A 14,209-nucleotide genomic window follows, 5' to 3' on the forward strand; every position below is an offset into this window, starting at 1 on the left:
TTCTGGGCAGGGATCAGATCATGACCAGGAGGGGGCGGGCGTGACAGAGGAGCTGAACGCGCGGGTACGGGCGGCGGTCGACGCCACCCATGCCGCTGGTACGACCATGTTCTGCTGGCGGATGCCCGCCGGCCGCGGCGACCTCGGCTCGTGCGAGGGCGCCGTCGACTTCGCCCGGGGCCGGCTGGCGATGCGATCGCGCTTCCAGATCCCGTCGCTGGCCGAACCGGAGCTGGACTCCGCGCTCGACGATCCCAGCCGGATCGGCGCCGAGTGGACCGTGGAGAACCGGTCGATCGTCACGGACGGCGCGTTCTACGCGCTCCAGGAGCCGCTCGACCCGGAGTCCACCGGCACCTGGGAGGCATCCCGGATGGGCGCCGAGGGCCTGGCCGCCACGCCGATCGGCATGATCAGCTGGCTGCGCGGCGTGACCTCGGCCGAACCCGGCGACTCCCCCGGCATGCTCGCCATCAAGCTCGACCTCCGCCGGGCGGTGGAGTTGGCGCCGCCGGAGGACCGGTCCGCGCTGAAGGCCGCGCTCGACGCCGGCCGGGTCGGGCCGACCGCCACCGAGGTGACCGGCGAGGTCGAGCTGGACCCGGAGGGACGGGTGCGGCGCATGTGGGCGATGGTGCCGCCGGGCGCCTCGCCGTACTTCGCGGTCGAGCCCGGTCAGGACAGCATCGAGCTGCTGATCAACGACCTGGGCGCGCCGGTCGCGATCCCGGTGCCGGGCGAGTCCTCGCGGATCGCGATCGACGACTTCCTGGCGGTCTTCGAGGGCCAGCCGCAGTGCGGCCCCGCGCTCGCCGACATGTGGGCGACGTCGTCCGGGGCCTCATCGGGGTCCTAGAGACCTCGTTCAGCCCTCGGGGCGGTGGAGGAGGCCGACCGCGATCGCGTGCACCGCGTCGAGGTCGGCCGGGTCCTTCAGCGCGGCCCTGCCACCGGTCACCGCGTACCACTCCTCGGCGTCCTTGTACTGCACCCGCAGCACCGCGTGGCCGTCGACGACCTCGCTGCGCAACGTCAGCTCACCCGTGACCACGCCGACCTCGTCGGTCATCACGCCGCCCGGTCCCGCCACGATGTCCGCGTCAGCCATCGCTTCCGCCCCTCCCCTGTTCAGCAGGTCGCCAGCATGTCGCCGAGCGCCTCCTTCTCCGCGCTCGTGACGGACAGCTTCCAGTAGTGCTTCACCGTGATCCAGTCCTGCGCGTACCGACACCAGTAGTCCTTGACCGTCGGCTTCCAGGTCGATGGATCCTGGTCACCCTTTGCCCGGTTCTGACTCGCCGAAACCGCGATGAGCTGCGGTCGCTCATCATCGTTGGCGAAATCCCCGCGTTGCTCGTTCGTCCACCTGCTCGCCCCCGACCGCCACGCGTTCGCCAGCGGCACCATGTGGTCGATGTCCACCTTGCTCGGGTCGTCATAGGTCTGCCCGTCGTAGACGCTGTACCACCGCCCATCCGTCACGTTGCAGCCACTGAGCTTCACGTCCTCCGCGTCACGCTGCAGGATCGTGTCCCGCATGTCGCAGTTCTCCCCGGTGTCCCGCCAGTGCGGAAACTTCTCCCGGCTGTAGCCACTCATCGACCCGGCCTTCGCCACGGTCAACTCCTCGAGCCTCGCCGCGGCATCGGCGGCGCCGGTGCCGGGCTCGGCGGTCGCCCCGGTCCCCTCTTCCCCCGCACCGGTTCCCACCTCGACCTGGCAGCCGGTCATCCCCACCATCGCCGCGGCAGCAACCGCAGCCATCACAACCTTGAACGTCCGTGTCACCCCTACAGCTTGCGACACCGGTACGACAATCCGCGACTTGAGATCCACTCACGACCGACGCGATCCATCGCCTACGCTTGGTTTCATCAAGAGCACTGTGGGTTCATCGGCCGTACTACGCCGGAGGTCGACGTGCCGAGCGGCTCGAGCAGCAGGGGTACAAGCCCGCACATGCAGCGTCAGCGACTCCGGGTGACGCTGCGCGACCTGCGTGAGGAGCGCGGACTCTCGGAGCGTGAGGTCGCGGCGGCATTGGGCTGGCAACCGTTGTCGAAACTACTACGCATCGAACGCGGCGCCGTGGACATCTCGATCATGGATCTCTGCGTGCTCCTGCATCACTACGGCATCGAGGACGACGCTCAGGTCCAGGAGCTCATTCGGGTGGCGAGCCAGGCGCATCGACGGCAACAGTTCGAGAGGTTCCACGACATCCTGCCGTCGGAGTACAGCTACTTCCTCCAGTACGAGAGCGCCGCCTCGATCCTCAGATCCTTCGAGCCGTCGCTTGTGCCAGGGCTGCTCCAGACCGAGGAGTACGCGCGGGCCCTCTACGAGTCCCGCACGCTCACCAGCGACAGCGAGGAGACCAAGGAGCGACGGGTTCAACTCCGGATGCAGCGCCAGGAGATCCTTACTCGAACAGAAGACTTCCAGGCATTCTTCATCATGGATGAGGCGGTGCTCCATCACGAGGTCGGAGGGCCGGTCATCATGCTTCGTCAGCTGCGGCACATACGGACGATGATCGAGAAGCCGAACGTCGACGTTCGGATCGTTCCGTTCCACCGAGGCGCTTACACCGGGCTCTGGGGTGCCTTCGTGGTTCTGGAATTCCCCTCACCCGACACCAACGAACTTGTGTTCATCGAACATCGGGGTGGTGGGCTGACAATCGATGCGAAGAGTTCCGCACCCGGTTCCTACGTCGAACTCTTCTGGGTCCTGGAAGATTGCAGCGCGTCAGCACCCGAGACCGGCGACTTGATCGATCGAGCCATCAACCGGCTGGCCGGCGCTCAACAAATGTCGGGTTCGCCGTGAACGCCCGCCAGGCTGCCGGCGCGAATCGCAGCGTCGGCCCGATGTCCTTGGAATCCCTGACCATAACCGTCCGGTTCGGGCCCGGTAAGAATTCCACGCAGTTGATATCCGCACTGTATGAACTCTTACGCCACCGAGCCCGTTCTGATCCATCGACCATGACAGCCACCTTAGCTAGCAGGGGCGGCTGACGTGGACATGGCGCGCACAGAGAGAGTTCACCGCCTCATCCTCAACATAGACCAGTGAGCACCATTGGACACCGGATTCGCCGAGCGTGGGCCCGAATTCGTCCGTTCGAGGAACGACGACGCAAGGAGCCGTCAGCGAGGCGACGTGGCGGGACCCGTGGTGAACTCCTTGGCCAGCAGTTCCGCGACCTGGGCCGTGTTCAGGGCGGCACCCTTGCGCAGGTTGTCGCCCGTGACGAAGAGATCGAGGGCGCGTGGGTCGTCCATGGAGCGGCGGATGCGCCCGACCCAGGCGGGATCGGTGCCGACGGCGTCGATGGGCATGGGGAACTCCCCGGAGGCGGGGTCGTCGACGAGGATGACGCCGGGGGCGTTGCGGAGGACCTGGCGGGCGCCCTCGGCGTCCAATTCTGAGGCGAAGACGGCGTGGACGGCCACGGAGTGGCCGGTCACCACGGGGACGCGGACGCAGGTGGCGGAGACCTTCAGGTCCGGCAGGCCGAGGATCTTGCGGGTTTCGCTGCGGACCTTCAGCTCCTCGGAGGACCAGCCCAGGTCTTGGAGGGAGCCGGCCCAGGGCACCACGTTCAGCGCCATGGGGGCGGGGAAGGGGCCGAGGTCGTCGCCGACGGACTGGCGGACGTTGCCGGAGCGGGTGCCGAGGGCTCGGTCGCCGGCGACCTTGCTGATCTGGTCGTGGAGGATGTCGACGCCGGCCTGACCGGCGCCGGAGACGGCCTGGTAGGTGGCGAGGACCAGCTCACGGAGACCGTACTCGCGGTGGAGCGGGGCGAGCATGACGACCATGGTGAGCGTGGTGCAGTTCGCGTTGGCGATGATGCCGCGTGGGCGGTTGCGGGCCTGCTCCGGGTTGATCTCGGGGACGACCAGCGGCACGTCGCGGTCCAGGCGGAACGCGCCGGAGTTGTCGACCACGACGGCGCCGCGGGAGACCGCGATCGGCGCCCACTCGGCGGAGACCTCGTCGGGGACGTCGAACATGGCGACGTCGACGCCGTCGAAGACCTCCGGCGTGATCGCCTGCACCTGCAGCTCCTTGCCGCGGACGGAGAGCGTCCGGCCGGCGGAGCGGGCGGAGGCGATCAGGCGGATCTCGCCCCAGACGTCCTTGCGGGACGACAGCAGCTCGCACATGACCGTGCCGACGGCGCCGGTGGCGCCGACGACCGCGAGGGTGGGCCGTCCCATGACGTCTTACCTCCCGGTCCCGGCGTAGACGACGGCCTCCTCGTTGCCGCCGAGGTCGAACGCGTCGTGGATGGAGCGCACGGCGGCGTCCAGATCGGTGTCGCGGCAGACGACCGAGACCCGGATCTCCGAAGTGGAGATCATCTCGATGTTCACGCCCGCCTCGCCGAGCGAGGAGAAGAACTTGGCGGCGATGCCGGGGTGCGAGCGCATGCCGGCGCCGATCAGCGAGACCTTGCCGACGTGGTCGTCGTAGAGCAGGCCCTTGAAGGACACCTGCTCCTGCACCTTGTTGAGCGCGGCCATCGCGGTCGGGCCGTCGGCCTTGGGGAGCGTGAACGAGATGTCGGTGCGGCCGGTCCCCTCGGTGGAGACGTTCTGCACGATCATGTCGATGTTGATCTCGGCCTCGGCCACGGTCTCGAAGATCTTCGCGGCGGCGCCGGGCTCGTCCGGTACGGCGACGATGGTGATCTTCGCTTCGCTGCGGTCGTGGGCGACCCCGGTGATCAGTGCGTGCTCCACAGAAGGGTCCTCCATCGATCCGGTGACCATGGTGCCGTTGTTGTTCGAGTACGACGAGCGCACGTGGATGGGGAGGTTCGCCCGGCGCGCGTACTCGACGCTACGCAAATGCAGCACCTTCGCGCCACAGGCGGCGAGCTCCAACATCTCTTCGTACGTGATCGTCTTGATGTGCCGCGCGTTCGGCACGATCCGCGGGTCCGCGGTGAACACGCCGTCCACGTCCGTGTAGATCTCGCAGACGTCCGCGCCGAGCGCGGCGGCGAGCGCGACCGCGGTGGTGTCCGACCCGCCGCGGCCCAGCGTGGTGACGTCCTTCGTGTCCTGCGAGACGCCCTGGAAGCCGGCCACGATCGCGATCGCGCCCTCGTCCAGCGCGGACTGCAGGCGGCCCGGGGTGACGTCTATGATCCGGGCTCGCCCGTGCACGGACGTGGTCATCACGCCGGCCTGCGACCCCGTGTACGACCGGGCCTCGAAGCCGAGGTTGTGGATCGCCATCGCCAGCAGCGCCATCGAGATGCGCTCGCCGGCGGTGAGCAGCATGTCCAGCTCGCGGCCGGGCGGCAGCGGGCTGATCTGGTGCGCCAGGTCGAGCAGTTCGTCCGTGGTGTCGCCCATCGCGGAGACCACGGCGACGACGTCGTTGCCCGCCTTCCGCGCGGCCACGATCCGCTCGGCGACCCGCTTGATCCGCTCCGCGTTGGCGACGGACGATCCGCCGTACTTCTGCACCACGAGCGCCACGGGTGTTACGCCTCCAACCGAACCGACGACACAGCGGACCCACGAACCGACAACACGGCGGAACGCGCCGACGCCGCCGGGTGAGGACCCGACGGCGGCGAGTAAGCCACCCCAGGGTACCGACGAGTTCTCGCCCGGGCCGCATGCGATCCCACGATCCGGCGGCAATCCCCGCTCCCACCTGCGACAAGAGGTGCGGAAAGCCGAAAACGGCCGCAAAAACTGGCATCAACGGCTCGGCGTGTCGTGCACGAATGTTCACGATCAACTGTGCGGGCGGGATCGAGAATGGGCTCGTGGAGACCACCCGACTGAGCCCGGTCCTGCTCGCGCTGCTCGTCGTCGCCGCCGCGGCCGGGTGCGGCGGTGGTGGGCCTGAAGCGATCGCGGAGACCACGGTGTCCTCCGCGCCGCCGCAGCAGGAGAACCCGCGTTCCTCCCTGGCCGCCCGCGCGGCCGCCGCCGAGGACTCCGCGGTCGTCGCCACGTACACGCTGACCGAGGGCGCGACCGCGCCGCGCGCCGTGGTGGTCACGCTGGCGACCGACCGCACCTGGCGGGTGGACATCGCGGGCGGCGCGATGGGTGGCCTGGCGGACGTCTCGGTGGCGGCCAACGGCGACGGCCTGTTCCAGTGCGCACTGCCGTCGGAGACGCGCCCGGTGCAGCCGGTCTGCATCCGGATCGCCGACCCGGACGGCACGCTGCCGCGGCACATCGATCCGCGCGTGCAGCACGCGTTCACCGACTGGCGCGCGGTGCTGACCGACCGGCAGGCGCCGCTGTCCGTCTCGTTCGCGAAGCCGGTGGTCAAGGACGTCGCCGGCCAGTGCTACGCGGTCGAGTCGACCTACGCCTCGCTGGACGCGCCGCTCGACACCGGCATCTACTGCTACGACGAGGCGGGTGTGCTGACCGCCGCGAAGCTGAGCTTCGGCACGCTCGCGCTGGCGCAGCCGCCGGCCGGCGGACCGGCCACCATCGCGCTGCCGGGCCCGGTGACGGACGGCCCGGCGCTGGGCATGGCGACCCCGGAGCCGCGGGCCGGCACGTCCTCCGCGGCGGCGGGATAGGCCGGCACGCCGTACCCGCGAAGAGTCTTGACACGTGGACACGCATTAGCCAGTGCGGGGCGGATCACGTAGGGTGGAGCCGTCATGTGGCAGCAGGGTCTCCTCCTTCGCCGCCGCGACGAGGCCCCATCCCAGGCCGGCACCTCGTCGCGGTGATCTAGCGCGCGCCACGACCACAGCTCAGAGCGCCCGCCAGTCGGCCCCGGCATCCGTCGCACCGATGCCGCCGCCCACCCCAGACGTAAAGCCTCTACGGGAGCCTGAGACAACCATGAGCACGCACAGTGACCCCATTGCCACGCAGCAGCCCAGCCCCATGCCGGTCGGGCGGTACAAGCCGTTCCATGAACAGGTCGCGGTCGAGCTGCCGGACCGGCAGTGGCCGAGCCGCCGCGTGGAGACCGCGCCGCGCTGGTCCGCGGTCGACCTGCGGGACGGCAACCAGGCGCTGATCGACCCGATGTCGCCGGAGCGCAAGCGGCGGATGTTCCAGCTGCTGGTGCAGATGGGCTACAAGGAGATCGAGGTCGGCTTCCCGGCCGCCTCGCAGACCGACTTCGACTTCGTCCGGCAGCTGATCGAGCAGGACCTGATCCCGGACGACGTGACCATCCAGGTGCTGACCCAGTGCCGGGAGCACCTGATCGACCGCACGTTCGAGTCGCTGCGCGGCGCGAAGCGGGCGATCGTGCACTTCTACAACTCCACCTCGGTGCTGCAGCGGCGCGTGGTGTTCGGCCTGGACCGGGACGGCATCACGGACATCGCCACGACCGGCGCGCGGCTCTGCCAGAAGTACGCGGAGATCCACACGCCGGACACGGACATCTACTACGAGTACTCGCCGGAGTCGTACACCGGCACCGAGTTGGACTACGCGCTGGAGATCTGCTCCGCGGTGATCGACGTGATCGACCCGACGCCGGACCGCAAGCTGATCATCAACCTGCCGGCCACGGTGGAGATGGCCACGCCGAACGTGTACGCCGACTCGATCGAGTGGATGCACCGGCACCTGCCGCGGCGCGACTCGATCGTGCTGTCCCTGCACCCGCACAACGACCGCGGCACCGCGGTCGCGGCAGCGGAGCTGGGCCTGCTGGCCGGCGCGGACCGGATCGAGGGCTGCCTGTTCGGCAACGGCGAGCGGACCGGCAACGTCGACCTGGTCACGCTGGGGCTGAACCTGTTCTCCCAGGGCATCGACCCGCAGATCGACTTCTCGCAGATCGACGAGGTCAAGCGCACCGTCGAGTACTGCAACCAGCTGCCGGTGCACGAGCGCCACCCGTACGCGGGCGACCTGGTCTACACCGCCTTCTCCGGCTCGCACCAGGACGCGATCAAGAAGGGCTTCGACGCGCTCGCCGACGACGCCCGCAAGGCCGCCACGGACATCGACGACTTCGAGTGGGCGGTGCCGTACCTGCCGATCGACCCGAAGGACGTGGGCCGCTCGTACGAGGCGGTCATCCGGGTCAACTCGCAGTCCGGCAAGGGCGGCGTGGCGTACATCATGAAGGAGGAGCACAAGTTCGACCTGCCGCGCCGGCTGCAGATCGAGTTCTCCGGCGTGGTGCAGTCGGTCACGGACGGCGAGGGCGGCGAGGTCGACCCGCAGCGCATGTTCGAGATCTTCGCGACGTCCTACCTGGTCGAGCACCAGGTGACGCCGCGCCTGGCGCTGGAGCGCTACTCCACCGGCAGTGTGGACGGCAAGGTCGAGATCGAGGCCGAGGTGCACTACCAGGGCAACCGCCGACCGCTGGCCGCGGTCGGCAACGGCCCGATCGACGCGTACGTACAGGCGCTGCAGGCGCTGGGCATGCGGGTCCGGGTGCTGGACTACGCGGAGCACGCGCTCTCCGCCGGCGAGAACGCGCAGGCCGCCGCGTACGTCGAGTGTGAGATCAACGGCGTCACGCTCTGGGGCGTGGGCCTGGACGCGAACATCGTCACCGCCTCGATCAAGGCGGTGACCAGCGCGGTCAACCGCGCCCGCTGACCCGATGGCCGGGTCTCTCCGCGGAGAGACCCGGCCACGGACTCACGACAGCGCGCTGCCCGCCTTGAAGTCCTCCCAGGACATGTTCCACGCGGTCCAGCCGTCGCCGACCGGTAGTTGCTCCTCGGTGCCCTTGATCACGACAGGGTCGCCGACCCTGGTCCAGTCGAAGATCCACTTACCGCCGCCGGTGGAGACGTTCACGCAGCCGTGCGAGACGTTCCGCCGGCCCTGGTCCGCGTCGGACCACGGCGCGGCGTGGATGAACTGCCCGCTCCAGGTGAGCCGCTCCGCGTACTGCACGTCCGTGCGGTAGCCGTCCGCGGACGAGGCCGGCACGCCGTACGTCGACGAGTCGAACGTGGTCTTCTCCAGGCGCTCGATGATGACCATGGTCCCGGAGAAGGACGGCGCCTCCTTCTTGCCCAGGCTCACCGGGTACGTCTGGAGCGTCTTGCCGTCCTCGACCGCGGTCATCTTCTTGGTCGCGTTGTCCACCTGGATCTCGCGGCGCTTGGTGTCGATCGAGGCGGTGAGGTCGACGTCGACCTTGCCGTACCGGCCGCCGCCCACCGGCAGCCCGCCCAGCCCGAGCCGGACGGTCAGCTTCGTGCCCGGCTGCCAGTACTTCTCCGGCCGGTACTCGACCTGGATGTCGCTGTCCCAGTGCCAGACGCCGAGCTGTGGCGGGTCGCTCTGCACGAACAGCCGCCGCTCCACCGCGGCCCGGTCCGCCTCCTTCACGCCGCCCTGCCCGAACTCGACCACGATCGGCATGGCCTGCCCGTACGTCTTGCCGTCGGCCATGAAGATCTGCGCGTCCATCCGGTTCCCCGGCCGGGACATCGTGGTGAACGTGCTGGTGGCGGCGCGATCGCCGGCGGTCGCGCGCACGGTGTAGGTGGTGTCGTAGGCGAGCGGGTCGGCCGGGACCCAGGTGCTGCCGTCCGCGCGCAGCCCGCCCTCGACCGTCGCGCCCGCGCCGTCGGTGAGGGTGACCTCGGTCAGCGCCACGCCCTGCTCCTTGACGCCGATCTCCGCGGAGACCGGCACGTTCGTCTCCCGGTCCGCCGGCGTGACCGCCAGCGGTGCCGCGGCCGTGCTGGCCGGTGCGGTCGGCGCGCCTCCACCGTCCTGTTCGGAGGCGTCGTTCCCGCAGGCCGCGAGCCCGAGGGCCAGCGCCGGGACGAGGGCCAGGCTCAGTGCTCGGGTACGTAGTCGCATCACCCCATCGTGCGACGCGCTCACGACACCTGCCACTCGATCGGTTGACGTCGTTGCCAAAATGAGAGTTACTGTCAAAAGACAGTGAAATTCAAAAGATAGGGGATGTCATGAAGCGTTGGTGGGCGCTCGCCGCGCTCGCGCTCAGCCTGATCACGATGGGCTTCGACGTCACGATCCTGAACGTCGCGCTGCCCACGCTCGCCACCGAGCTGGACGCGACCACCGGCGAACTGCAGTGGATGGTGGACGCGTTCGTGCTGGTCTTCGCGGGCCTGCTGCTCCCGATGGGCGCGCTCGGCGACCGGTACGGCCGCAAACGCCTGCTGCTGGCCGGGCTCGTCGTCATCGGTCTCGCATCGCTCGCGATGGCCTGGGCCGGCAGCCCGGAGCTGGTCATCGCCGGCCGTGTGCTGATGGGCGTGGGCGCCGCGCTGATCACACCGATCAGCCTGGCCGTGCTGCCCACGCTGTTCGGGCCGGAGGAGCGGGGCCGGGCCATCGCGGTGCTGATGGCCGGGATGGGCGTCGGCATCCCGCTCGGGCCGGTGCTCGGCGGCTACCTGCTGGAGCACTACTGGTGGGGCTCGGTCTTCCTGATCAACGTGCCGGTCGTGCTGGTCGCGGTGGCCGCGATCGCGGTCCTGCTGCCGGAGTCACGCGATGCGGAGCACCCGGGCGTCGACTACCTCGGCGGCCTGCTGGCCGTCGCCGGGCTGGTCGCGCTGGTCTGGGGCGTGATCGAGGCGCCGGTCCGCGGCTGGGGCGCGCCGTCCGTGCTGTCCGCGCTCGGCGCCGGCGCCGTCCTGCTGACCGCGTTCGTGCTCTGGGAGCGGCGGGCCCGCGCGCCGATGATCGACCTGGCGCTGTTCGCGCGGCGCCGGTTCCTGGGCGGCACGATCGCGGCCGTGTCCGCCAGCTTCGGCCTGTTCGGGCTGCTGTTCCTGGTGCCGCAGTACCTCGGGTTCGTGCTCGGCTTCGACCCGCTGGAGACCGGGCTCGGGCTGATGCCGGTGGTCGGCGGCGTGGTGCTCGGCTCGCCGCTCGGCGAACGGCTGGCCGCCCGGCTCGGTCACCGGCTTCCGGTCGTGCTCGGCCTGCTCGTGCTGGGCGGTGGCCTGCTGGCCGGCGCCGCCACCGGCGCGGACGACCGGTACGGCTACGCCGCGGCCTGGTACACGGCGGTCGGCCTCGGCTGCGGCATGGCGCTGGCGCCCGCGATGGACGCGGTCATCGGCGAGCTGCCGCCGGCCCGGTCCGGGTCCGGCACGTCGATCACCATGACGCTCCGGCAGGTGGCCGGCGCGTTCGGCGTGGCACTGCTGGGCAGCCTGCTCTCCCGTGGATACGCGGACCGCGTACCCACGGCGGGCCTGCCCCCGGACGCGGCGGCGGCCGTCCGGGAGTCCCCGGCCGGCGCGCTGGCGGTCGCGGAGCGCCTGGAGACCGGCGGCGCGGCGCTGGCCACCGGCGCACGCGAGGCCTTCCTGCACGGCACCGCGCTCGCGCTGACCGCCAACGCGGCCGTCGCGCTCGCCGGTGCGATCGTGGCCGGGCTCCTGCTCCGTGCGGCACGGCGGGACACGTCAGAATCGAGGGATGAGCTCGCCCGGACTCCGTGAACGCAAGAAGCAGAAGACCCGCTGGGCGATCCAGGAGCACGCGCTGCGCCTGATCGCCCAGCAGGGCTACGACGCGACCACGGTCGAGCAGATCGCGGCCGCCGCGGAGATCTCGCCGAGCACGTTCTTCCGGTACTTCCCCACCAAGGAGGACGTGGTGGTCGAGGACCGGTACGACCCGGTCTTCGTCGAGATCTTCGACGCGCAGCCGGCCGCGCTGGCGCCGCTCGCGGCACTCCGGACCGCGCTGCACGAGCTGATCGACCGCATTCCGGCCGAGGAGGTCGAGCGTGCCCGCCTGCGCACCTCGCTGGTGATGGGCCACCCGGCGCTGCGGTCGCGGATCTACCAGAACCTGACGCAGACCATGGACCTGGTCGGCACGCACGTCGCGGCCCGGGTCGGGATGGACCCGGCCGACCTGCGCATCCGCGCGTTCTCCGGCGCGGTGGTGGGCGCACTGGTCTCGGTGATGACGGTGTGGATGGACGCGGGCGGCCGGGACGAGCTGCTCGCCCTCAGCGACCAGGCGTTCGACGTGCTGGACCGGGGCCTGGACGCGGCGCTCAGGTGACCCGGAGCCCGTCGCGGCCGGAGCGCTTGGCGGAGTAGAGCGCGGTGTCCGCGCGGCGCAGCGTCGAGGCCGGCTCCTCGCCGGGGCGGGTGATCGCCACGCCGACGCTGACCGTGCGGCCGATCAGCCGGGCCGCCTCGACCAGGCGCTCCGCGATGCCGGCCGCCTCCTCCGGCGACTGCACCTCCAGCACCGCCACGAACTCGTCGCCGCCGACCCGGTAGAGCTCGTCGTCGTGGCGCAGCGCGGACTTGAGCGCGCCGGCCAGCTCGACCAGGACCGCGTCGCCGGCCTGATGTCCGTACCGATCGTTGATGCTCTTGAACTTGTCGATGTCGATGGCGAGCAGCGCGGTGTGCCCGGGGCGCGCCTCGGCCAGCCGCTCGCCGAACGGGCCGCTGTGCCGCAGCCCGGTCAGCGGGTCCGAGCCCGCCTCCTCGCGCAGCCGGGCCAGCGTCTCCAGCCGGCCCAGGCACGCGGAGGCCTGCGTGGCGACCAGGCCGAGCAGCGATCGCGTCCGGTCCGGCAGGTCCTCGCCGTCCAGCACGACCAGCGTGTGCCGGCCCACGGTGAGCCGGCAGCGCTCGCCGGTCAGGCCCTCGCCGAGGTCGCGGACCGGCTCGGTCAGCGGCGCACCGAGCGTGCGCACCCGCACGCCGCGGCGGCCGGGCGTGAGTGCCAGCGCGGTGCGGGCGCCGGAGACGTCGGTGACCGCCCGCAGCGCGGCGTCCAGCAGGTCGTCGTAGTCGTCCGCGGCCGTCATCGCGATGGTGTGCCGCAGCAGGGTCTCGGGGTTCGGTTCTCTGTCCTCGTTAGACACGTGAGTTGCTCATCCAGCCTGAGTGTGGGTTGACCACGGTACTCATGGAAACTGGACGACAGCTTGGAGTTGAGACGGGACTCACGGTGATCGACGATCTCCGTGAGTCCCGCTCCGGCTCAGCTCAGCGAACAGGTCACCTGCGGCAGGCCGGTGCCGTTGGCGAGGAAGCCGAACGTGGTGCTGCCCTCCGGCGCTATCGCGCCGTTCCAGCCCACGTTCCGCACCGTGACGGTACTGCCGCTACCGCTCATCGTCCCGTTCCACAGACTGCTGATCGTGTACGTACTGGGCAGCGTCAACGTCGCCGTCCAGCCGCCGGACGTGGCCGTGTTGTGGTTCATGACCTCCACCTGGCCCTGCATGCCACCGCTCCAGGTGCTGACCACGCTGTAGATCGCCATGCAGCGGTTGGCGGGCTGACCGCCGGTGCCGGTGCCGGTCGGCGTCGGCGTGGCCGTGGCCGGCGCGGTCGGCGTCGGGCTGACCGGGCGGGGCGACGCCGTGGTCGGCGCCGGCGTGGGCGTGCCGCTGCCGCCCTTCACGCCGGTGACCTCGCCGTTACCGCCGTCGAAGACCACGTCGGAGCAGCCGTAGAAGGTCTCCTGGCTGTCCGAACGCGACCACACCGAGTAGATGATGTGGCGCCCGCTCTTGCCGGAGGGCAGGTTGCCGGACCAGTAGTAGTGGCCGTCGTTCGAGCCGACCGGGCCGTTCTGCGGCGGGTTCGTCACCTGCAGGAACGGCGTGTCCGCCAGGTCGTCCCAGGCCAGCGGCTGGCTCGGGTCCCAGCCGTCGTTCGTGATGTACATGCTGAACGTGCCCGGGTGGTGCGCCCAGTTGCTGTACCGCCAGCTGAACGCGCCGCCGGAGGTCAGGTGGGTGACCGGCCAGTCGCCCGGCACGTTGAACCCGGAGAAGCTCGGGTTGCCGCCGGAGCAGAGCTGGCCGTTCGGGATGAAGCCCTCCATCCGGCCGGCCCCGTCGGAGCGCAGCACGGAGAACCAGTTGTAGAGCACGTTCACGCCGCTGACGTCGGTGGCGGCGCGGCAGGCCGAGTTCTGCGGGATGATCTGCCCGGTCGAGTCGAGGCCGTCCTGCCAGCAGAGATAGGTACGGGAACCGGGTCTCATCATCGCGCCGTGCGCCTCGGCGGCGGACGGTGCGATCACGGTGACGAGCCCGGCGGCCAACACGGAGGCGGCGAAATACGCGGCCGCCCTGCGTCGAAGATTCACGAAGCTTCCTCTCGGGGTCTTGCTGTGGAGGTGGGAAGCGCAGCTCCGGCTCGGTGACGCGTCAGCCCCCGCGGCACCACGGCCATTCTCACAAACAGATCGGCAAAGCTCAATCTTCGCGATGGATTGAACCGAACCGGGGGTCCCAT

General features: G+C 70.2%; 13 protein-coding genes and 1 pseudogene. 6 read left to right on the top strand and 8 right to left on the bottom strand.

All coding sequences use genetic code 11. The features are described from left to right. The first annotated feature begins 40 nt into the window (after window positions 1-40). Complete coding sequence (locus J2S41_RS32970; protein WP_310373863.1) at window positions 41-856, top strand: hypothetical protein; 816 nt, start codon at window positions 41-43, stop codon at window positions 854-856. A 9-nt stretch (window positions 857-865) separates the two neighbouring features. On the opposite strand, the gene J2S41_RS39955 is transcribed toward J2S41_RS32970, so the two are convergent. Then, entirely contained in the window at window positions 866-1,234 is a 369-nt protein-coding gene (locus J2S41_RS39955; RefSeq protein ID WP_374728294.1) for a hypothetical protein, read from the bottom strand. Beyond that, the gene (locus J2S41_RS32980) at window positions 1,129-1,764 is read right to left on the bottom strand and encodes an HNH endonuclease family protein (RefSeq protein WP_310376700.1); all 636 of its coding nucleotides are present in this window, start codon (window positions 1,762-1,764) and stop codon (window positions 1,129-1,131) included. Before J2S41_RS32980 ends, J2S41_RS39955 begins: the two co-directional genes overlap by 106 nt. A 195-nt stretch (window positions 1,765-1,959) precedes the next feature. On the opposite strand from J2S41_RS32980, the gene J2S41_RS32985 reads away from it, so the two are divergent. Beyond that, window positions 1,960-2,832, top strand: a complete 873-nt coding sequence (locus J2S41_RS32985; protein ID WP_310373865.1) for a helix-turn-helix domain-containing protein — start codon at window positions 1,960-1,962, stop codon at window positions 2,830-2,832. On the opposite strand, the gene J2S41_RS32990 is transcribed toward J2S41_RS32985, so the two are convergent. From J2S41_RS32990 to J2S41_RS33000, 3 genes are all read right to left on the bottom strand, one after another. Then, a complete protein-coding gene (locus tag J2S41_RS32990; protein ID WP_310373868.1) occupies window positions 2,789-2,992 on the bottom strand; it encodes a DUF397 domain-containing protein in 204 nt (67 codons plus the stop codon). The two genes, J2S41_RS32985 and J2S41_RS32990, sit on opposite strands and share 44 nt — an antisense overlap. A 163-nt stretch (window positions 2,993-3,155) precedes the next feature. Continuing rightward, window positions 3,156-4,232: an aspartate-semialdehyde dehydrogenase gene (locus tag J2S41_RS32995; RefSeq protein WP_310373870.1), complete on the bottom strand. Its 1,077-nt coding sequence runs from the start codon at window positions 4,230-4,232 to the stop codon at window positions 3,156-3,158. Window positions 4,233-4,238: 6 nt separating this feature from the next. After that, window positions 4,239-5,504 carry an aspartate kinase gene (locus J2S41_RS33000; protein WP_310373871.1) on the bottom strand — a complete coding sequence of 422 codons (1,266 nt, stop codon included), beginning with the start codon at window positions 5,502-5,504 and terminating at the stop codon, window positions 4,239-4,241. A 296-nt stretch (window positions 5,505-5,800) separates the two neighbouring features. On the opposite strand from J2S41_RS33000, the gene J2S41_RS33005 reads away from it, so the two are divergent. Further along, on the top strand, window positions 5,801-6,577 hold the full coding sequence (locus J2S41_RS33005; protein WP_310373873.1) for a hypothetical protein: 777 nt from the start codon (window positions 5,801-5,803) through the stop codon (window positions 6,575-6,577). Window positions 6,578-6,848: 271 nt separating this feature from the next. Continuing rightward, entirely contained in the window at window positions 6,849-8,582 is a 1,734-nt protein-coding gene (gene leuA / locus J2S41_RS33010) for a 2-isopropylmalate synthase (RefSeq protein WP_310373874.1), read from the top strand. A 42-nt stretch (window positions 8,583-8,624) separates the two neighbouring features. Here leuA and J2S41_RS33015 read toward each other — a convergent pair whose 3' ends face one another. Continuing rightward, window positions 8,625-9,806 (bottom strand): L,D-transpeptidase, encoded by a 1,182-nt coding sequence (locus J2S41_RS33015; RefSeq protein WP_310373876.1) that lies wholly within the window; start codon window positions 9,804-9,806, stop codon window positions 8,625-8,627. A 110-nt stretch (window positions 9,807-9,916) separates the two neighbouring features. Between J2S41_RS33015 and J2S41_RS33020 the strand changes: the two genes are divergently transcribed. Further along, window positions 9,917-11,428, top strand: coding sequence for an MFS transporter (locus J2S41_RS33020; RefSeq protein WP_310373878.1), 1,512 nt, complete (start codon window positions 9,917-9,919; stop codon window positions 11,426-11,428). Further along, window positions 11,406-12,002, top strand: coding sequence for an acyl-CoA-like ligand-binding transcription factor (locus J2S41_RS33025; RefSeq protein WP_310373879.1), 597 nt, complete (start codon window positions 11,406-11,408; stop codon window positions 12,000-12,002). The genes J2S41_RS33020 and J2S41_RS33025 overlap by 23 nt, the downstream gene beginning before the upstream one ends. On the opposite strand, the pseudogene J2S41_RS39960 reads toward J2S41_RS33025, so the two are convergent. Together J2S41_RS39960 and J2S41_RS33035 are read right to left on the bottom strand one after the other, a co-directional pair. Continuing rightward, window positions 11,995-12,555, bottom strand: a pseudogene (locus J2S41_RS39960) (GGDEF domain-containing protein); the annotation flags it as partial. The gene J2S41_RS33025 and the pseudogene J2S41_RS39960 overlap by 8 nt on opposite strands. 386 nt (window positions 12,556-12,941) lie before the next feature. Beyond that, window positions 12,942-14,060: a lytic polysaccharide monooxygenase gene (locus tag J2S41_RS33035; protein WP_374728193.1), complete on the bottom strand. Its 1,119-nt coding sequence runs from the start codon at window positions 14,058-14,060 to the stop codon at window positions 12,942-12,944. Window positions 14,061-14,209 lie beyond the last annotated feature (149 nt).

It is taken from the genome of Catenuloplanes atrovinosus (assembly GCF_031458235.1).
GTDB lineage: Bacteria > Actinomycetota > Actinomycetes > Mycobacteriales > Micromonosporaceae > Catenuloplanes > Catenuloplanes atrovinosus.

Coding starts and splice junctions, on each gene's coding strand:
- J2S41_RS32995 (WP_310373870.1), bottom strand. CDS start 4,232: ATGGGACGGCCCACCCTCGCGGTCGTCGGCGCCACCGGCGCCGTCGGC.
- J2S41_RS33020 (WP_310373878.1), top strand. CDS start 9,917: ATGAAGCGTTGGTGGGCGCTCGCCGCGCTCGCGCTCAGCCTGATCACG.
- J2S41_RS33025 (WP_310373879.1), top strand. CDS start 11,406: ATGAGCTCGCCCGGACTCCGTGAACGCAAGAAGCAGAAGACCCGCTGG.
- J2S41_RS32990 (WP_310373868.1), bottom strand. CDS start 2,992: ATGGTCGATGGATCAGAACGGGCTCGGTGGCGTAAGAGTTCATACAGT.
- J2S41_RS32985 (WP_310373865.1), top strand. CDS start 1,960: ATGCAGCGTCAGCGACTCCGGGTGACGCTGCGCGACCTGCGTGAGGAG.
- J2S41_RS33015 (WP_310373876.1), bottom strand. CDS start 9,806: ATGCGACTACGTACCCGAGCACTGAGCCTGGCCCTCGTCCCGGCGCTG.
- leuA (WP_310373874.1), top strand. CDS start 6,849: ATGAGCACGCACAGTGACCCCATTGCCACGCAGCAGCCCAGCCCCATG.
- J2S41_RS32980 (WP_310376700.1), bottom strand. CDS start 1,764: ATGGCTGCGGTTGCTGCCGCGGCGATGGTGGGGATGACCGGCTGCCAG.